Source organism: Clostridium subterminale (genome assembly GCF_039521425.1).
In the GTDB taxonomy this organism is placed as follows: Bacteria; Bacillota; Clostridia; order Clostridiales; family Clostridiaceae; genus Clostridium_J; species Clostridium_J subterminale.
The window spans coordinates 695,248-714,455 of sequence record NZ_BAAACI010000001.1 but is presented as its reverse complement, the minus strand read 5'-3'; the positions used below and the strand labels follow the sequence as shown (position 1 = coordinate 714,455).

Genomic DNA, 19,208 nt, shown 5'->3' with positions numbered 1-19,208 from the left:
CCAAGCTTGGTATTAATATGTCTTAAAGTAATAGCTAAATATAAGTGAATTCATGATAGCATTTTCACAAAGAAAAAATAAGATTATGAGTTTGCTAATAAAATATTTATAGAAGAAAGAGGGTTGCTTACAATGAGAAAAATGAAAACTATGGACGGTAACACCGCCGCAGCTCACGTAGCCTATGCATATACTGATGTAGCAGCTATATACCCAATTACTCCATCATCACCAATGGCTGAACATTGTGATGAATGGGCAGCACAAGACAGAAAAAATGTATTTGGACAAAAGCTAAAGATAATGGAAATGCAATCAGAGGCAGGTGCAGCTGGAGCAGTTCACGGTTCACTACAAGCAGGTGCGTTAACAACTACTTTCACAGCATCACAAGGATTATTACTTATGGTTCCAAACATGTACAAGATGGCTGGAGAATTACTTCCAGGTGTATTACATGTAAGTGCTAGAGCATTAGCTGCTCAAGCTTTATCAATATTTGGAGATCATCAAGACGTTATGGCTACAAGACAAACAGGTTTTGCTTTACTTGCAACTAATAGCGTTCAAGAAGTTATGGACCTTGCTCCAGTAGCTCACTTAGCATCTATTGAAGGTAGAGTTCCATTCCTACATTTCTTCGATGGATTTAGAACATCACATGAAATACAAAAAATTCAAACTTGGGATTATGAAACTCTAGGAAAATTCTTAAATAGGGATGCAGTAGATGCATATAGAGCAAGTGCTTTAAACCCAGAGAAACCTGTAACTAGAGGAACAGCTCAAAACCCAGATATATACTTCCAAGCTAGAGAAGCTTCAAATCCATTCTACAATGCAATTCCAGGAGTTGTAGAAAAATATATGGAAATGATTAATAAAGAAATTGGTACTGATTATCACCTATTCAATTACTACGGAGCACCAGATGCAGATAGAGTAATTGTTGCAATGGGTTCAGTATGTGATGTTGCTGAAGAAACAGTTGATTACTTAACAGCACAGGGAGAAAAAGTTGGACTAGTTAAAGTTCACTTATATAGACCATTCTCATTAGAACACTTCTTTAAACATATGCCAGCAACAGTTAAAAAGATTGCCGTATTAGATAGAACAAAAGAGCCAGGATCTGCTGGTGAGCCATTATATCAAGACGTTAGAAACGCATTTTATGATAGAGTTGAAAGACCAGTTATTATTGGTGGAAGATATGGACTAGGTTCAAAAGATACTACTCCATCTCAAATAGTTACTGTGTTTGATCACTTAAAAGAAGAAGAACTTAAAAATGGATTTACTATTGGAATAGTTGATGACGTTACAAATACATCATTAGATATTACAAGAACTATAGCTACTACACCAAAAGGAACTGTAGAGTGTAAATTCTGGGGCTTAGGATCTGACGGAACAGTTGGAGCTAACAAGAGTGCTATAAAAATCATAGGAGACCATACAGACATGTATGCTCAAGCATATTTTGCTTATGACTCTAAAAAATCTGGTGGAGTAACAATGTCTCACTTAAGATTTGGTAAAGAAGAGATTAAATCTCCATACTTAATCAACCAAGCTAACTACATTGGATGTCATAACCAATCTTATGTTAATAGCTATGATGTATTAGCTGGAATTAAGGATGGTGGTACATTCTTATTAAACTGTATTTGGGATGAAAAAGATTTAGAAGAACACTTACCAGCAACAATGAAGAGATATATTGCTGAGCACAACATAAACTTCTACACAATAAATGCTGTAAAGGTTGCTCAAGAAATAGGTCTTGGTGGAAGAATTAACATGATTTGTCAAGCTGCTTTCTTCAAACTAGCTGAAATCATTCCAGTAGACGAAGCTATTAAATATCTTAAAGATGCTGTTCAAACATCTTATGGTAAAAAAGGTGAAAAAATTGTTAAAATGAATAATGATGCTATAGATGCTGGAGTTAATGCTATAGTTAAAGTTAATGTTCCAGAGTCTTGGAAAAATGCACAAGACAAAAATGAATGCAAGAAGGAAACTCCTGACTTCATTAAAAATATTGTTGAAGTTATGAATAGACAAGAAGGAGACAAACTTCCTGTAAGTGCTTTTGAAGGAAGAGAAGATGGTACTTTTGACCACGGAACAGCTGCTTATGAAAAAAGAGAAATAGCTGTTAACGTACCAGAGTGGATTCCAGAAAACTGTATCCAATGTAACCAATGTTCTTATGTATGTCCACATGCTACAATAAGACCATTTGTTGGAACAGAAGAAGATTTTGCTAATGCACCAGAAAATATTAAAGTTGTAGATGCTAAAGGTGGACAACTTAAAGGATTAAAATTTGCAATTTCTATATCACCTCAAGATTGTACAGGTTGTGGAAACTGCGCACAAGTTTGTCCAGCTAAACAAAAAGCTTTAGTTATGAAACCTCTTGATACTCAAAAAGATCAAATAGGTTGTTGGGAATTCTTAGTTAAAATGAAGAAACATGAAAATCCATTAGGTGTTGCTTCAGTTAAAGGTAGCCAATTTGAAACTCCGCTTCTAGAGTTCTCAGGTGCTTGTGCAGGTTGTGGAGAAACTCCATATGCTAAGCTTATAACTCAATTATTTGGAGACAGAATGATGATAGCTAATGCTACAGGATGTTCTTCAATTTGGGGAGGAAGTGCTCCTTCAACTCCATACACTAAGAATCAAGAAGGTAAAGGACCGGCTTGGGCTAACTCATTATTTGAAGATAACGCTGAGTTTGGTTTAGGTATGTTCTTAGGTGCTAATCACCAAAGAGAAATGCTTACTGATTTAGTAAAAGAAGTAGTATCAACAACTTCTAATGAAGAGTTAAAAGCTGCTTTAAATGAATGGTTAGAAAACAAAGATAATGCAGAAGCTTCAAAGGCTGCTACTAAGAAAGTACTTCCATTAATCGAAGCAAACAAAGATTGCTGCGAAACAATGGCAGAGTTATATAAATTTAAAGACTTCTTCGTTAAGAGATCTCAATGGATCTTCGGTGGAGACGGTTGGGCATACGACATTGGATATGGCGGTGTTGACCACGTTCTAGCATCAGGAGAAGATGTAAATGTATTTGTATTTGATACAGAAGTTTACTCTAATACTGGTGGACAATCTTCTAAAGCTACTCCAACTGCAGCAATTGCTAAATTTGCAGCTTCAGGTAAGAGAACTAAGAAGAAAGACCTTGGAATGATGGCAATGAGCTATGGCTATGTATATGTTGCTCAAATAGCTATGGGAGCTGACCAAGCTCAAACTCTTAAAGCTATAAGAGAAGCAGAGGCATATCCAGGTCCATCTTTAATCATAGCTTATGCTCCATGTATTAACCACGGAATTAAGAGTGGAATGGGTAATACTCAATTAGAATCTAAAAAAGCTGTTACTTGCGGATATTGGGGATTATACAGATTCAATCCAACTCTTAAAGAGGAAGGTAAGAATCCATTTAGCTTAGATTCTAAAGAGCCAACTGAATCTTTCAGAGACTTCTTATTAAGCGAAGTAAGATATGCATCACTTCAAAAAATGTTCCCAGAAGTAGCTGAGGAATTATTTGCTAAGACTGAACAAGATGCAAAAGAAAGATTAGAAGGTTATAAAAAACTTGCAGCTCAATAATAGTTTTAAATAATTTAGGGAGCTTTCGTAAAATAAACTAAGATTAGTGATATATTTTACGAAAGCCCCTTTTGTTTATATAAAATTGTGACGATAAAATAAAAACTTTATATGAAATATTATAAAAACACTTCTAAAATATGCAGATTAAGGGTACAATGAAAAGGAGTATTATTTAAGGAGGCTATTATTATGGGAAATAATTGTTGTGGACATAATGAAGATAAAAAAGAAACAGGCTGCTGTGGAGGACATAGCCATGATAGTCATGAAGGATGCTGTGGAGGGCACGACCATGATCATGACCATGAAGAATGTGGATGTGGTTGCGGAGAACACGAAGCAATGTTCGTTGAGTTAGAAGATGAAGAAGGAAATGTAACTCAATGTGAAATAGTTGATGGATTTTTATTTGAAGAAAATGAATATGCTTTAGTACAAAATCCAGATGATGGTTCAATATACTTATTTAAAGTAGTTGGTGATGATGAAGTAGGAGAGCTTGTTGTACCAGAAGATGAAGAGTATGATGCAGCAAAAGCATATTACGAAGAATTACTTGCAAATGAAAATAGTGAAAACTAATTAAATTTCTAAAAGCCGCTATTTATATAGCGGCTTTTGTGCTATGTTGTCCATATTCCTCTTTAATAGAGTAGATATATGACAGAGCTACCCAAGAAATGAAAAATTTTAAATAACACGAAAGTAGGTCAATTTCACATGGAAAAACTAGCTATATTTGATATTGATTATACATTAACCAAAAAGGAGACTTCTATAGAATTATATAAATATATGCTTAAGAAAGATAGGAAATTACTTAGATATTTACCATCTCATATAATAACAGGAATTTTTTATGGTATAAGGCTTTATAATGCTGGAAGAACTAAAGAAAATTTTTTAAGATTTTTAGCAGGAACCAGTGAAGAAGACTTAAAGGCTTCAGTGAAAAGCTTTTATAAGGAAAAGATAGAAGGTATATTGTACGAAGATGCAATTAAAGCAATTAAGGATTTTAAGGAAAAAGGTTATAAGATATATCTAATTTCTGCCTCTCCTGAGTTTTATGTTAATGAATTTTATAATATAAAAGAAGTAGATAAGGTTATAGGAACTAAGTTTCATATTGATGAGGGAAAATTTAATCCTAAAATTTTAGGCGAAAATTGCAAGGGCGAAGAAAAGGTAAGAAGATTAATGGAAGAACTTAAAAAAGATAATATAGAAGTGGATTTTAAAAATTCATATATGTTTTCTGATTCTCTTTCAGATCTACCTCTTTTAAAGCTAGTGGGTAAAGGATATTTAATAAATTATAAAAAAAATCATGAATTAGAGATTTTAAGGTGGCGATAATTATGGAGAATTGTATAAATGATTACTTTGTAAAAAATGATGAAGTTTATGAAAGAGATGAATTTCAGGATACATATGTAGCGGAAGGTAAGTGCATATATGAAGTTATAAGGGTTATAGATGGAGCTCCTCTATTTTTAAATGAACATTTAGCTAGACTTGAAAATTCATTAAATTTAGAGAAAAAAGAAGAACTTATATCAATGGATATAATTAAGGAATACATAGGAAAGTTAATAACTCTAAATAGAGTTGAGAATGGTAATTTAAAGCTTGTAATAAATAATGATAATCTGTTTATATTTTTTATAAAGCATTCTTATCCTACTAAGGAAATGTATAGTAATGGAGTAAAGACAATTCTTTATTTTGGAGAAAGACATAATCCTAATGCGAAGGTTATAGATAATTCTTTTAGGGAAAAAGTTAATGAGAAGATAGCAATTAGTAGTAGTTATGAAGCTATTCTAGTGAATAGTAAAGGATATATTACTGAAGGAAGTAAATCTAATATATTTATGATTAAGGGTGATGAAGTAATTACAGCCCCAGTGGAGGGGGTGCTTCCAGGAATAACTAGAAGTGAGATAATAAAATCTTGTGAACAGTTAGGTTTAAAGGTAAAAGAAGAAAATATTCAGTATGAACATATTAAAGATTTAGATGGATTATTCATATCTGGAACTTCTCCTAAGGTGCTACCTATAAATGAAGTTGAAGGAATTATAAAGTATGATAAAATTTATCAAAAAATTTATGATATAAAAGATAAATTTGAAGAATTAATTGCAATAAACTTGAAGAATTATAAAACAGATAAATAGTAAAGTATGTCAAAAACAATACGATAATATATTATAGTATTGTTTTTGTATTTTAGAAGGAAATAATCTGTATTATATATTAGGGGTGATAATGTGGAAAATAAGACATTAAGGGGAACTGCAAAAGTACTTGATGGCAAACTAATTATTACTGATGAAGAAAATATTTCGGAAGGTCCTTGGATTGTAAAGGGTAAGGGCGTTAGTTTATTAGTAGATGAACAAGAGGTAAAAGGAAGGGTTAGAGTTAGCTCTGAAAGTAAAATAGAAATAATTTTTAATGAATCTAAGGCAACAAGAGAATTAAATATTAACGTTAGCGAAGATAAAATGGTAGCTAGTATATCAATAAACTATAGTCCGGAAGTTATTTACACTTTAGAAGATACAGCAGAAGCATCTATGATTACCTTAAATTCAAAGGTAAAAGGAGAAAAGTTTCCACCTAAATTTACAAGAGATGAAATATTAAAAGAACTTAAAGCAAAGAACATAGTTTATGGAATAGATATTAAGATGATAGATGATTTAGGAAATATGGACAAGATAGAGAATATTATCGTTGCTAGGGGAAAGGAACCTGTTGAACCTATAGATGATATATTAGAAGTATATTTTGATACTAATATCAATAAAGGGTTTAAAAGCGACCAATGTGGTAATGTAGATTTCAAATCTATAGGTAGTATAACAAGTGTGAAAAAAGATGATATTCTTGCAAAACGTACTGTGGGAAAAGAAGGAACTATAGGTATTAACTTGTTTTCTCAACCTATCCAACCGAAGAAAAGAAAAGTTAAGGACATGATGGTGAAAACAGGATGTAAATTTAAAGATAAGGATACTATAGTGTCCACAATGGAGGGAAAACCTCAAGTAAAGGGATGCATTTTTCAGGTTAATAATGTTCATGAGGTTCTTAGTGATGTAGATATAACTACAGGAGATATTAATTTTATAGGAGATGTAATTATTAATGCTGATGTTAAAGAAGGTATGAAGGTTAAATCTGGGAATACCATAAATATAAAGGGAAATGCCATAAGATGTAGTCTTTGGTCAGAGGGGGATATGCAAATCATTGGTAGTGCAATTTCATCTACTATAAAGATTAGAAGTGAGTTCGCTGAGTTTAAGGGGTATTTAGAGGAGTTATCTGCCATAGTTGATAGTTTTCATAGTTTGTATAAAGCTGTAATAGCTGTTAAGGAAAGTGGAGATATAAAGGCTGGTATAAAAGATTGTGATATTATAAGCCTTGTTATAAAGAGTAAATTTCCTCTATTAACTAAGATAATTAATAAATTATTAAGTACAATGGTAGAAATTAATGATAATAACAATGAGTTATTTAGAATGTTAAAGATTAAATATGCCAATAAAAATTATATTTTAATAAGTGGTGTAGAAGAATTAATTAAGGTTAAGACTTTGGCAGAAGAAAAAATAAAGGCCATAGAAGCTATGAAAGATATTAACTCCGATGCAACAATAGGATATATACAGGATTGTACAGTAATCTGTTCTGGAAGCATAACAGTAAGTGGAAAAGGTATTTATAAATCCAATGTCTATGCAGAAAAGGGTATATATTTTACAGGAGAAGGTCAATGTGAGCTTCGAGGGGGAAAAGTTAAAGCAGAAAATGAAATTAAGGTAAAGGTAGTAGGTTCCCCTTCAGGAGTTATGACGGAGGTAATAGTGGGTAAGGAAGGTCATATTTATTGTGATATGGCTTACTTAAATACTAAGTTTATAGTTGGAAATATGGAAACTATAGTGGATGAAACATGCAAAAGTGTTCATGTATATATAGATAAAAATAGAGATTTAATCGTTGATAAGTTTAAAATTTAGGAGGTATAAAATTGGCAGAGGAATTTAAATTACTTATATTTAGATTAGGAGAGCAGTGCTTTGCGGCAGATATTAGAGAGGTGGAACGTATTCTAAACTATGAAGAGCCAACAAAAATTCCAGATTCACAGGATTTTTTAGAGGGAGTTATAAATTATCAAGATGGAATATTGCCAGTAATTAGCTTAGCTAAAAAATTTGGGATATATAATCTAGAAAGTAAGGAAAATAATGGCTCAATAGTAGTTGCTAGAAATGAAGACGGTGCCATAGGAGTCATAGTAGAGGCTGTTAATGAAGTTATATCTATGAACTTGGATGACTTAGAGGATACTCCAGACATATCTTCTAACATATCTAAAAGATATGTTAAAGGGATAATAAAAGACAAAAATAAAAATACTATTATTTTGCTTTTAAATTTAAATGAACTTCTTTCAAAGGATGAAAAGGAGCAGATAGAAAGGTAAGCTATGGAATACAAGGAGATAAGAGTAGGCATCGCAGATTATAAAATAGCCAAATGCCCAGATAGACTTATGACAATTGGGTTAGGTTCTTGTATTGGCATTGCTATGATAGACAAAAAAAATGGGGTTGGAGGCCTTGCACATATTATGCTCCCAGACAGTGAAAAATTTAATAAGGTTGCAAATGAAATAAAGTTTGCGAATCTTGCAATACCTATTCTAATTAAAGAAATGATAGAAAATGGGGCAAAAGAAAAGGATCTAAGAGCTAAGATTGCAGGGGGGGCATCTATGTTTAACTTTGCAGATAGCAAAGTTAATATGGATATAGGTGCTAGAAATAGCATGGCAGTTAAGGACATATTAAAGGCTAGAAGAATACCTATAGATAGTGAAGAAATTGGAGGAACTAAAGGAAGAACAATAACCTTTGATACAGTAACAGGAGAACTGTATGTGAAAACTGTAGGAGAAGGGATTAAAATTATATAGAAATTAATGATTGGAGTGATTACATATGGTACAGAAAATTTCAGTTATGGTTGTAGATGACTCCGCTTTAATGCGAAAGATGATATCAGATATGATAAACATGGAAGATGATATGGAAGTGATAGCCATTGCAAGAAATGGAGAAGACTTGCTAGAAAAGTTAAAAAATCAGGTTCCAGATGTTATCACCCTAGATATTGAAATGCCAAAGATGAATGGAATAGAGGCTTTGAAGAGAATAATGGAGTTAAAGATACCAACAAAAGTTATAATGATTAGTAGTTTAACTCAAGATGGTGCAGAGGTAACTATGGAATGTTTAGAAAATGGGGCTATAGATTTTGTACCTAAACCATCAGGTTCCATTTCTTTAAATATTAATGTGGTTAGAGAAATTTTGATTTCAAAAATAAGAGGTACTATATTTGTAAGAAAGCCGTCTACAATTAGTAGCACAAAAGATGTTGAACCAAAGGAAAGTAAAACAAGAGAAATACATAGAGTATCTACAGTTTTGAAAATCAGAGAAAGAAGTTCAACCCCTAAAGATATACGAAGTAAAGAAATAAGAAATAAGAAAGTTTCGGCAGTTGTAATAGGTGCATCCACAGGTGGTCCTAAAGCATTATTTAATGTTATTACAAATCTTCCGGAAAAATTGGGAGTTCCAATATTTGTAGTTCAGCATATGCCAGAAGGATTTACTAAGGCTTTTGCTGAGAGACTTGATAAATTTTCTAAGGTTAAGGTAGTTGAAGCGAGGGAAGGTATGGTCATAGAAAAAGATGTTGTCTATATAGCACCTGGTGGTAAACATATGGAGATAAGTAGAAATAAATCTATAACCTTAAATTTAGAACCTCAAATTTGGGGAGTACGGCCTGCTGTAGACAAGCTATTTGTTTCAGGAGCTAAGGTCTATGGGGAGAACTTATTAGGTATTATTCTAACGGGTATGGGAAGAGATGGAGCCGATGGAGTTATAGAAGTGAAAAAAGTAGGTGGAGCTACTATTTCTGAAGATGAGTCTACTTGTATAATATATGGAATGCCCAAAGCAGCTTATGACACTAATATGATAGATGAAGTTATTCCACTTTATGATATTAGTAAACGAATAGCTAATATAGTACTGGGGGATGTGAAAAATTAATGGATTTTACAAAGTTTGAGAATTTCGTATTGAGAGAGTTTAAATTAGATTTATCTGGATATAAATCAGCTCAGTTACATAGAAGAATACTTACTATTATGTCTAGAACTGGAGCCAAGGATTTAGATGAATATATGGTATTAATAAAAAAAGATAAGGTCATAAGGGAAAAGTTTTTGGATTATGTTACGATAAATGTAACAGAGTTCTATAGAAACCCACAAATATTTGAGGAGCTTCAAAACTTTATAAAAAGTGAATTACCTTACAATAGACCACTTAAAATATGGAGTGCAGCTTGTTCTATTGGAGCAGAACCATATTCTATATCTATGATGCTAAAAGAGATGACGCCTAGTGTTAGACATAAAATATTAGCTACAGACATAGATACCAATATCCTATTAAAAGCAAAAGCTGGAGAATATATAAGTGGAGATGTTAAAAATATTCCTAAGTACCAGTTTCATAAATATTTTAAATGTGAGGGTGAAAAATTTATAATTAATAAAGAAGTAAAAGATCTAGTAACATTTAAAAAACATGATCTCATACTAGATAGTTATGAAGATGGTTTTGACATAATAGTATGTAGGAATGTAGTTATATATTTTACTAATGAGGTAAAAGAAAAAATTTATGAAAAGTTTTCGAGAGCATTAAATCCAGGAGGATTATTATTTATAGGTGCTACTGAAAGTATATATGGATATAAAAATTTTGGTTTTGAAAAACTTTCAACATTTATCTATAAGAAAATTTAAGGAGGGGTAACATGGACACTTCTCAATATCTATCTATGTTTTTAGAAGAGTCAAGTGACAATCTACAACTATTAAATGAATCATTACTTATATTAGAAAATAATTCTGAAGATATGGAAATATTAAATCAAATCTTTAGAGTTGCACATACCATTAAAGGGATGGCTGCCACCATGGGATATACTAAAATGGCAGAACTTACCCATAAAATGGAGGATGTATTATCCAAGTTTAGAGAGGGACAACTTAAAGTAACCCATGAAGTAGTAACAGTATTATTTAATTGTCTAGATATTTTAGAATCCATGGTAGGAGACATTACTGATGGAGGTGATGGAGATTTAGAAGTTAATAATATTGTAACTCAATTAGTAAGCATAGCAGAGGGAAATAATGATATACCAGATAAAGAAAGTTCATCTGAGGTAGAAGTTAAAAAAGACATAATGGATAATCAAGGTGGGATAGGAATAGACTTCAATGAATATGATATTGATACATTAAAGGAAGCTTTAAAGAATGACTTTAATACCTTCAATATTAATATTGGACTAGATAAAAATACTGTTTTGAAATCTGCCAGAGTGTTTACTTTATTTCAGAAGTTAGAGGAGTATGGAGAAATAATAAAATCAAATCCAAATCTTGAGGATTTAGAAAATGAAAACTTTGATTTTGATATTAAGTTAACATTTGTAACAAAAGCTTCCTTAGAAACAATAAAAAATTCTATTGAAAAAATATCTGAAATTAGGGAAGTTGGAGTAATAGATATAGGGGATTTAGTAAGGCAAAGTAATACAAGCTCAAAAGAAAAAGAAAATAAAACTACCATAGATTTAAATCTTGATGAATATGATATTGATACTTTAAAGGAAGCTATAAAAAACAATTTCAATGCTTTCCATATTCATGTTGGTCTTGATGAAAAAACTATTTTGAAATCTGCTAGAGCCTTTATTTTATTCCAGACTTTAGAGGAGCATGGAGAAATATTAAAGTCAAATCCAAAGCTTGAGGATTTAGAAAGTGAAAACTTTGATTTTGATATTGATTTAGTATTTGTAACAGAAGCATCTCAAGAAATAATAAGTAAATCTGTTAATGGAATATCTGAAATAAGACAAGTTGAAGTAACAGATATAATCGGAATAATTAAAAACAGTAATGATGTTAAAGGTAATTCTAATAGTGATGTTAAGGAAGTTGCTGCCACAAGTGTAGTTACTAATACTCAGGTTGAAGAATCTAAAATTAAAGAAAATTCTAGTAAAGTAGTAGAGCTAAAAGAATCAAAAAATAATCTTAAGGCTAAAACTGTAGAAACAGCACCAAAGACCACAGAACAAAATAAAAAACAATCTGCAAGACCTAAGAATAAGGGCGTTGGACAATCTGTTAGGGTTGATCTAGAAAGATTAGATAACTTTATGAATATGGTATCTGAGCTAGTAATTCATAGAACTAGATTAGAGCAAATAAGTGCTAACCATAAGATTGTAGAACTAAATGAAACTTTAGAAGAGGTAGCTAGAACTACTACTGATCTTCAAGATTTAGTTATGAAGATTAGAATGTTACCTTTAGATGTGGTATTTAATAGATTCCCAAGAATGATAAGAGACTTATCAATGGAACTAAATAAAGAGATTGATTTTGAAATTCAAGGTCAGGATACAGAGTTAGATAGAACTGTAATCGAAGAAATAGGAGAACCTTTAATACATTTACTCAGAAATGCTGCAGACCATGGAGTTGAATCAGCAGAAAAAAGGATTAGTCAAGGTAAACCGGCAGCAGGAAAGATAAAATTGATAGCTTATTCTGAAGGTACTAAGGCTGTTATAAAGGTAGAAGATGATGGTAGTGGTATCAATGTAGAAAAGGTTAAGGCTAAGGCAGAAAAAAGTGGTATTAATACTGAAGGTATGAGCGATAATGATATAAAAAATCTTATTTTTGCTCAAGGCTTTAGTACCAATGAAGTAGTTACTGATATATCGGGAAGAGGAGTTGGAATGGATGTTGTAAAAACAAAAATTTCAAGTCTTGGAGGAACAGTAGATGTATTTAGTGAAGAAGGAAAGGGAACCTCCTTTATAATAAAGTTGCCTTTAACTCTTCAAATAATTCAATCCTTACTTGTTAAGATTGGAACAGAGACTATGGCTATATCCTTAGGATTTATAGATAGAGTTATGGAATATAATCCAGATGAAATTAAAAGAACAAATAATAAAGAAATTGTGGTATATAATGATAAGGTGTTTAAATTAGTAAGAATTAATGATAAATTAGATATAGAAAGTAAGGATTATGGCAAAAAATATGTAATACTTGCAAAGGTTGGCGAAAATGAAGTTGCCTTAGTAGTTGATTCATTATTAGGACAAAAGGAAATAGTTATAAAAACCTTTGGAAAAATATTAAAATCCACAAAAGAATATATTGGAGCTACTATATTAGGTGATGGATTAGTAACCTTAATTTTAGATGTAGCGGCACTTATATAGGGGGAGAACTATGGAATTTACCGAGTTACAAATAGATGCATTGAGAGAGATAGGTAATATAGGTCTTGGAAATGCAGCTACAGCCATGGCGCAAATCTTAGGAAAAGAGATACAGATATCAGTTCCTAGGGTAAATGTTATTTCTTTAGAGGAGATTTTTGAAAGAGTAGATGAGGAAACTACAGTTTATGCAGTAATTGCAAGAGTTCTCGGAGAAGCTCCAGGAAATATTTTGTTTATGTTTGATACAGCTACTATGATGAAGATAGCAGAAATGCTAGTTGGAAAGCAAGAGGGAGAAGAGTTAAATGAAATGGGTTATTCAGCTCTTGGTGAAATAGGTAACATAATATTTGCAACCTATATGAATGCCATAAGTCAAATGACTAATTTAAGGCTATTCCCATCGGTACCAGCAGTAACAAAGGACATGCTTACAGCTGTACTTTCCACAACTTTCATTGAATCTGGTCAATTTAATGACTATGTATTAGATATAGAAACAGGATTTTCTCAAGAGAATGAAGACTTAAGAGGTGATTTTTATTTTATCCCAGCACCAGGGTCTTTAGAAAGAATATTAGAATCATTAGGATTAAATTAACGGAGGTTATGTAGAAAATGGCAAGAGTATTAATAGTAGATGACGCGACTTTTATGAGAATGATGGTTAAGGATATTTTAGAAAAGAATGGATATGAAGTTATTGGAGAAGCTAGTAATGGAATTAAGGCAGTGGAGATTTATAAGGCAGAAAAACCAGATATAGTAACAATGGATATTACAATGCCTGAGATGGATGGAATAGAAGCAGTTAAACAAATCAAGGCTTTTGATCCAAGTGCTAAAATTGTTATGTGCAGTGCAATGGGACAGCAAAGCATGGTTATGGATGCTATAAAAGCAGGAGCAAAGGATTTTATAGTAAAACCATTCCAAGCAGACAGAGTGCTTGAAGCTATAAAAAAAGTATTAGGATAGTATGGGAGGGATTTTAGTGCAAGTTGTGGTTTTTACAATAGGTGACGAAGAATTTGCAGTAGAGACAAGTAAAGTTCAAGGAATAAATGGACTAATGAAAATCACAAAGGTTCCCAAAGCAGAAAAATATATTAAGGGACTCATAAATTTAAGAGGAAGTATTCTTTCTGTATTAGATATCAATCTTCTTTTAGGGATGAATATAAGCGATGAGAATAATAATAACATTATAGTTTTAGAGTTAGATGGTGAACAGGTTGGAATAACTGTAGACCATGTAGAAGAAGTTATGAATGTAGAAGAAGAGATGATTAAAAGAGTTCATGAAGATAAAAATAAGCCTTTTATAAAAGGACTTATAAATCTTGAAAATCGAATATTAACTATGATTGATATTGATAAACTACTACAATAGACCCATTGGGTAGAAAGAGGTAGAATATGGCAGAAACCTTATCACAAAGTGAAATAGATGCACTTTTATCTGCCTTGTCTTCTGGTGACTTAGAACCAAGTGACATTGAGAAAGATGAAGAAAATGTTAAAATTAAAAATTATGACTTTAAAAGACCACAAAAGTTTTCTAAGGATGTTATTAGAGCGGTAGAAGTTATCCATGATAATTATTCAAGAATAGTGTCTAACTATTTAACGGCTCAGCTTAGAAGTAATGTTAAGGTGAAGATAGAAAGTGTAGAGCAAATAACCTATGAAGAATTTATACATTCTATTCCAAGCACCACTGTGCTTAACTTGTTTAGAATGCCTCCCCTTGATGGTCAAATAATATTAGAGACCAATGAGGAGTTTGTACTTAGAATATATGATGTTCTAGCTGGAGGAAGTGGAGACAAAAAGCCTAAATTTAAGGAACTCACAGATATAGAAAAAAACATTATTAAGCATGTTAATCAGGAGATGATTTCTAAGTTAAAGTTAGCTTGGGAAGATGTAATGGAGGTAGAACCAATTCTAGATAGTATAGAAACTAATCCAGCATTGAATCAAATTCTAGCTCCTAATGAGCCTGTAGCATTAGTAACTTTTAGTGTGGATATGTTTGATACAAGTTTACTTATAAATATATGTATTCCGTATCTTAGCATAGAAAAGGTTTTAGATAACTTGGTTATAAAAAATTGGTTCAGCACCGTAGATAATGAACAAGGTGAAGAGGTAAAAGCAACTATAAATAAAACTATAAAAAATGTAGATGTAGCAATGAAGGCTGTCCTTGGAGAAACGAAAATTTCCGTAAATGACTTCTTGAATTTATTTACAGGAGACATTATTACTCTAGATAGAAGCTACGATAGTACAGTTGATATTTATGTAGAAGATGAACTTCTATTTAAAGCTAAACCTGGCCTAAAGGCTAAGAATAAGGCAGTTCAAATAATTGAATATATAGACAGAGGAGTTGAGAATGATGGATAATTCGTTTCTTTCACAAGAGGAAATAGATGCACTTCTAAATGTAGATGGTGGTTCTTCAGAAAGTGAACCAGTTAATGAACCAGAGAAGGATTTATCAGATTTAGAAAAGGATCTATTAGGTGAAGTGGGAAATATATCTATGGGTACAGCAGCCACAGCACTTTCAGCTGTAGTTGGTAAACCTGTAAATATTACAACTCCAACTATAACAATTAGTACATTAAATAAGCTAAAAAAGAGCTTTAAAACACCTAATATAGTATTAGATGTTCAATTTGTTAGTGGAATAGTTGGAGGAAACCTATTTATAATAAATATTATAGATTCAGCAGTTATTGCAAACTTAATGATGGGTGGAGATGGAGTTGTGGAGCCACCAAGTGAACTTTCTGAATTAGAGATAAGTGCTGTTCAGGAAGCCATGAACCAAATGATAGGTTCAGCAGCAACTTCCATGGCAACTATGTTTAATAGAGAAGTAAACATATCACCGCCTATATCTTCTGTTTGTGATGAAAATTCAGAGGAGATATCTACAGATATCACTGCAGATGAAGAAATAGTAAATGTTTCCTTTAGAATGACAATAGGTGATCTAGTAGATAGTAATATTGTTCAAATATTACCAATTGCTACAGCAAAGAAAATTGTAAGTATTATGATGGGAACTGAGGATGAAGTAGCAGTATCAGAACATACAAAGGTGCCAGCTGAAGTTGAAGTTGTAGCTGAGCCTAAAGAAATTTATATGAACAATGAAGAAGTGACCAATGAAACAGCTTCAAAGGAGACTTATAACAATGAAACTACTTACAGTGTTCAAGGTCAAGGAACTGTAGAAAATCGCTATCAAAGTCATGAAGAACCTGTTAATGTGAAGCAGGCAACCTTTGGACAACTAGAAGAAATTAGAGGTGCAGAAATGCCTAAAAATATAGACTTAATATTAGATGTTCCATTAGAATTATCAGTGGAGTTAGGTAGAACAAAGAAAAATATAAGAGATATCCTAGCCCTTACTAGAGGTTCTTTAATTGAATTAAATAAGCTAGCAGAGGAACCAGTAGATATTTTCATTAACGGTAAACGAATTGCCCATGGTGAAGTAGTTGTAGTAGATGAAAATTTTGGTGTTAAAATTACTGAAATAGCTAGTGGAGAGGATAGAGTAAAAAGTCTTTCTAAGTAAAGACTTTTTTTCTATTAATAAAAAATTAATAGGGTTGTAAAAATTTTACTTAAAAACCCTATAAACTTTGATTAAATAGATTCGAGTATAAAGGTAGAGAGAAATAGTTGGGAGTGAAATCATGAAAGTTAATAATGGAAATATTCACGCTCTATATGTAAATAGCTATAAGACTAAAGAAAATGCTAAATCAGAAAATAGTAATGTAAACAAGGAGGCTGTTAAGGATACTTGTCAGCTTTCAGCTTTAGGAAAGAGCCTGAATAAATTAGCATTAGAAGAAGAAAGTGTCGGTATGAGTGATAAAGAAGTAGAAAAGATTAAAAGTAGAATTTCTAAAGGAACATATACTGTAGATTCACAGGTCTTGGCTAAAGCTATGATGGCATATGGGAAGGGTGGACAATAGATGAAAAACCAGCTTAAAGGAATATTAGAAGAAGAGCTAAAAGCAATAAAGGCTCTTACGGATATTTTAGAAGCTCAACATGAACTATTGGTTCTTCAAGATGTGTTTAAATTAGAAACTATAACTAATGATATAGATGATTGTAGTAGAAACTTAGCAAGAGCTGAAGGTTTAAGAAGGAGCTTAACAGGAAAAGAGTCTATTAAAAAAATAGTAGAAGAAGTAAATGAAAAGGAAATTACTGATATATATGATGAAATCACTAAAGCTATTAATGCTTTAGTGATTCAAAAGGAAACTAATGAACTACTAATAAAACAAAGTCTTAGCTACACAAATTCTATGCTAGCTATGATAAGTCCTAAAAAAGAGCCAGTAGTTTATAATGGATATGGAAAAATAAAGAGATAAGGAGAAGATTATGTCAGGATTATTTGCAACATTAAATACATCAAAGGGTGGTATGTTTGCTCAACAGCAATATATCAATGTAACTAGCCATAATATTTCAAATGCTAATACGCCAGGTTTTTCAAGACAACATATTGTACTTCAAACAGCAAGACCTCAAACTATAGCAGGGGGCGTAGGACAAATTGGTACAGGTGTAACAGTAAGTTCCATTGAAAGAACAAGAAATCAGTTTCTTGATTTTCAAATAAGAAAGGAAAGCTCTCTTCTTGGCAATTATGGTGTTAGACAAGACTACTTATCAGAAATTGAAGGTATCTTTAATGAACCTTCTGATACAGGAATGTCAGAGCTTATGTCAGAGTTTTTTGATGCTTGGCAAACTCTTTCTAAAAATCCAGAAAAATCTGATGCTAGGACAGTAGTAGCTCAAAAGGCAAAAGCTTTAGCAGATGAATTGAATCATACTTATAAAAAATTAAATGATACTAAGGATAATGCAGCTAAAGAAATACAAAGCAACCTTTTTGAGGTAAACACTATTCTTGATCAATTAAATTCTATAAATAAGGAAATTATAACTGTTACCATTGCAGGTAACAATCCTAATGACTTATTAGATAGTAGAGATTTACTTTTAGATGAGCTTAGTACAAAGTTTGGTATTGATACTAGAAACCAAATGCTGAATGGAATTACTTGTCAACCGGAAGATAATAAATCTATGAATTTAATAAGAAATAAGGATTCACAAGACATTAATAAATTAGGATTCGTAAATAAATTAACAAAAAATGCTGATGGAACCTACGATATAGAATATTATAAAAATGGAGATATGACTTCAGATAAGAATAAAGTTACTTTAACAGGAGTTACTCTTTCACAAGAGCAATATGAAAATTTAAATAATGGAAGGGTTCTTGTTACTGATGAAGATGGAAATGTAAATCTCACAGGTGGAGCATTAAATAATGATCAAATATTTAATCCATCTTCAGGAAGAATAAGTGGGCTTCAATCAATTCACGAAGATGCTGAAAGTTACATAGAACAAACTAATACCTTAGCAAAGACTTTAGCATTTGCGGTAAATGCTATTCATACAGAGGGAGTTCCAGCAGGTGAGCAGTATGCTTTCTTTGTTAATTCAGGAAATAATCCTCTTGATTATGATGGTATTACTGCTGGAAATATAACAATGAATTCAGATATTCTAAAAAATGTTATGTTGATTCAGGCTGGAGCAAGTAAGGGATCAGGTTCTACTGATGGAGATAGAGCAGGAGCATTAGCGAGCCTAAGAGATTTTGGATTAAATATAGATAGTATTCAAAGTGGTAAAAAGAAGGATGGTTCAGTATATGACTATAAAGCTTTTGTAGAGGAACACTTAGGTACTACGGCTGAAGGCGATGTACCAAAGTTTAATACTATTTCTGGAGGCGTTAAGGTAGAGGGTTTCTTTAAGAATACTATAAATAAGTTAGGAGTTCAGTCTGAGGAAGCTACTAGAATTGTTAAAAACCAAAATACTTTGTTAAAGGGACTTGTTGAAAGAAGGCTTTCAACTTCAGGAGTATCCTTAGATGAGGAAGCTATAAATCTTGTGCAATTCCAACATGCCTTCCAAGCTAATGCAAAGGTAATAACAACAGTAGATCAATTGTTAGATGTGGTAATTGGTCTAGTTAGGTAAACAGA

The 19,208-nt window shown here is 32.0% G+C and carries 18 protein-coding genes; all 18 read left to right on the top strand.

Features of this window, described 5'->3' with window-relative positions; translation table 11 throughout:
- The first annotated feature begins 132 nt into the window (after positions 1-132).
- Positions 133-3,642: a pyruvate:ferredoxin (flavodoxin) oxidoreductase gene (nifJ, locus tag ABDZ93_RS03700; protein WP_343823752.1), complete on the top strand. Its 3,510-nt coding sequence runs from the start codon at positions 133-135 to the stop codon at positions 3,640-3,642.
- Between the two features lie 192 nt (positions 3,643-3,834).
- The gene (locus ABDZ93_RS03695; protein ID WP_343823750.1) at positions 3,835-4,227 is read left to right on the top strand and encodes a DUF1292 domain-containing protein; all 393 of its coding nucleotides are present in this window, start codon (positions 3,835-3,837) and stop codon (positions 4,225-4,227) included.
- A 138-nt stretch (positions 4,228-4,365) separates the two neighbouring features.
- Entirely contained in the window at positions 4,366-5,004 is a 639-nt protein-coding gene (locus ABDZ93_RS03690; RefSeq protein WP_343823748.1) for an HAD-IB family hydrolase, read from the top strand.
- 2 nt (positions 5,005-5,006) lie between these two features.
- Positions 5,007-5,828 (top strand): aminotransferase class IV, encoded by an 822-nt coding sequence (locus tag ABDZ93_RS03685; protein WP_343823746.1) that lies wholly within the window; start codon positions 5,007-5,009, stop codon positions 5,826-5,828.
- 93 nt (positions 5,829-5,921) lie between these two features.
- The gene (locus ABDZ93_RS03680; RefSeq protein WP_343823744.1) at positions 5,922-7,685 is read left to right on the top strand and encodes a flagellar assembly protein A; all 1,764 of its coding nucleotides are present in this window, start codon (positions 5,922-5,924) and stop codon (positions 7,683-7,685) included.
- Positions 7,686-7,696: 11 nt separating this feature from the next.
- Complete coding sequence (locus ABDZ93_RS03675; protein ID WP_343823743.1) at positions 7,697-8,155, top strand: chemotaxis protein CheW; 459 nt, start codon at positions 7,697-7,699, stop codon at positions 8,153-8,155.
- Between the two features lie 3 nt (positions 8,156-8,158).
- On the top strand, positions 8,159-8,647 hold the full coding sequence (locus ABDZ93_RS03670) for a chemotaxis protein CheD (protein ID WP_343823741.1): 489 nt from the start codon (positions 8,159-8,161) through the stop codon (positions 8,645-8,647).
- A gap of 25 nt (positions 8,648-8,672) precedes the next feature.
- On the top strand, positions 8,673-9,800 hold the full coding sequence (locus ABDZ93_RS03665; protein WP_343823739.1) for a protein-glutamate methylesterase/protein-glutamine glutaminase: 1,128 nt from the start codon (positions 8,673-8,675) through the stop codon (positions 9,798-9,800).
- Complete coding sequence (locus ABDZ93_RS03660; RefSeq protein ID WP_343823738.1) at positions 9,800-10,564, top strand: CheR family methyltransferase; 765 nt, start codon at positions 9,800-9,802, stop codon at positions 10,562-10,564. The genes ABDZ93_RS03665 and ABDZ93_RS03660 overlap by 1 nt, the downstream gene beginning before the upstream one ends.
- 11 nt (positions 10,565-10,575) lie before the next feature.
- Positions 10,576-13,077 carry a chemotaxis protein CheW gene (locus ABDZ93_RS03655; RefSeq protein ID WP_343823736.1) on the top strand — a complete coding sequence of 834 codons (2,502 nt, stop codon included), beginning with the start codon at positions 10,576-10,578 and terminating at the stop codon, positions 13,075-13,077.
- 10 nt (positions 13,078-13,087) lie between these two features.
- A complete protein-coding gene (locus ABDZ93_RS03650; RefSeq protein ID WP_343823734.1) occupies positions 13,088-13,681 on the top strand; it encodes a chemotaxis protein CheC in 594 nt (197 codons plus the stop codon).
- A 17-nt stretch (positions 13,682-13,698) separates the two neighbouring features.
- On the top strand, positions 13,699-14,058 hold the full coding sequence (locus ABDZ93_RS03645) for a response regulator (protein WP_343823732.1): 360 nt from the start codon (positions 13,699-13,701) through the stop codon (positions 14,056-14,058).
- Between the two features lie 16 nt (positions 14,059-14,074).
- A complete protein-coding gene (locus tag ABDZ93_RS03640; protein ID WP_343823730.1) occupies positions 14,075-14,473 on the top strand; it encodes a chemotaxis protein CheW in 399 nt (132 codons plus the stop codon).
- A gap of 26 nt (positions 14,474-14,499) precedes the next feature.
- Positions 14,500-15,495, top strand: a complete 996-nt coding sequence (fliM, locus tag ABDZ93_RS03635) for a flagellar motor switch protein FliM (RefSeq protein ID WP_343823727.1) — start codon at positions 14,500-14,502, stop codon at positions 15,493-15,495.
- Positions 15,488-16,684: a flagellar motor switch phosphatase FliY gene (fliY, locus tag ABDZ93_RS03630; protein WP_343823725.1), complete on the top strand. Its 1,197-nt coding sequence runs from the start codon at positions 15,488-15,490 to the stop codon at positions 16,682-16,684. Before fliM ends, fliY begins: the two co-directional genes overlap by 8 nt.
- Before the next feature lie 121 nt (positions 16,685-16,805).
- The gene (gene flgM, locus ABDZ93_RS03625) at positions 16,806-17,093 is read left to right on the top strand and encodes a flagellar biosynthesis anti-sigma factor FlgM (protein WP_343823723.1); all 288 of its coding nucleotides are present in this window, start codon (positions 16,806-16,808) and stop codon (positions 17,091-17,093) included.
- Positions 17,094-17,504 carry a flagellar protein FlgN gene (locus ABDZ93_RS03620; RefSeq protein ID WP_343823721.1) on the top strand — a complete coding sequence of 137 codons (411 nt, stop codon included), beginning with the start codon at positions 17,094-17,096 and terminating at the stop codon, positions 17,502-17,504. It begins immediately after the preceding gene.
- Positions 17,505-17,514: 10 nt separating this feature from the next.
- Positions 17,515-19,203 carry a flagellar hook-associated protein FlgK gene (flgK, locus tag ABDZ93_RS03615; protein ID WP_343823719.1) on the top strand — a complete coding sequence of 563 codons (1,689 nt, stop codon included), beginning with the start codon at positions 17,515-17,517 and terminating at the stop codon, positions 19,201-19,203.
- Positions 19,204-19,208 lie beyond the last annotated feature (5 nt).

Coding starts and splice junctions, on each gene's coding strand:
- nifJ (WP_343823752.1), top strand. CDS start 133: ATGAGAAAAATGAAAACTATGGACGGTAACACCGCCGCAGCTCACGTA.
- ABDZ93_RS03695 (WP_343823750.1), top strand. CDS start 3,835: ATGGGAAATAATTGTTGTGGACATAATGAAGATAAAAAAGAAACAGGC.
- ABDZ93_RS03690 (WP_343823748.1), top strand. CDS start 4,366: ATGGAAAAACTAGCTATATTTGATATTGATTATACATTAACCAAAAAG.
- ABDZ93_RS03685 (WP_343823746.1), top strand. CDS start 5,007: ATGGAGAATTGTATAAATGATTACTTTGTAAAAAATGATGAAGTTTAT.
- ABDZ93_RS03670 (WP_343823741.1), top strand. CDS start 8,159: ATGGAATACAAGGAGATAAGAGTAGGCATCGCAGATTATAAAATAGCC.
- ABDZ93_RS03665 (WP_343823739.1), top strand. CDS start 8,673: ATGGTACAGAAAATTTCAGTTATGGTTGTAGATGACTCCGCTTTAATG.
- ABDZ93_RS03660 (WP_343823738.1), top strand. CDS start 9,800: ATGGATTTTACAAAGTTTGAGAATTTCGTATTGAGAGAGTTTAAATTA.
- ABDZ93_RS03655 (WP_343823736.1), top strand. CDS start 10,576: ATGGACACTTCTCAATATCTATCTATGTTTTTAGAAGAGTCAAGTGAC.
- ABDZ93_RS03650 (WP_343823734.1), top strand. CDS start 13,088: ATGGAATTTACCGAGTTACAAATAGATGCATTGAGAGAGATAGGTAAT.
- ABDZ93_RS03645 (WP_343823732.1), top strand. CDS start 13,699: ATGGCAAGAGTATTAATAGTAGATGACGCGACTTTTATGAGAATGATG.
- fliM (WP_343823727.1), top strand. CDS start 14,500: ATGGCAGAAACCTTATCACAAAGTGAAATAGATGCACTTTTATCTGCC.
- fliY (WP_343823725.1), top strand. CDS start 15,488: ATGGATAATTCGTTTCTTTCACAAGAGGAAATAGATGCACTTCTAAAT.
- flgM (WP_343823723.1), top strand. CDS start 16,806: ATGAAAGTTAATAATGGAAATATTCACGCTCTATATGTAAATAGCTAT.
- ABDZ93_RS03620 (WP_343823721.1), top strand. CDS start 17,094: ATGAAAAACCAGCTTAAAGGAATATTAGAAGAAGAGCTAAAAGCAATA.
- flgK (WP_343823719.1), top strand. CDS start 17,515: ATGTCAGGATTATTTGCAACATTAAATACATCAAAGGGTGGTATGTTT.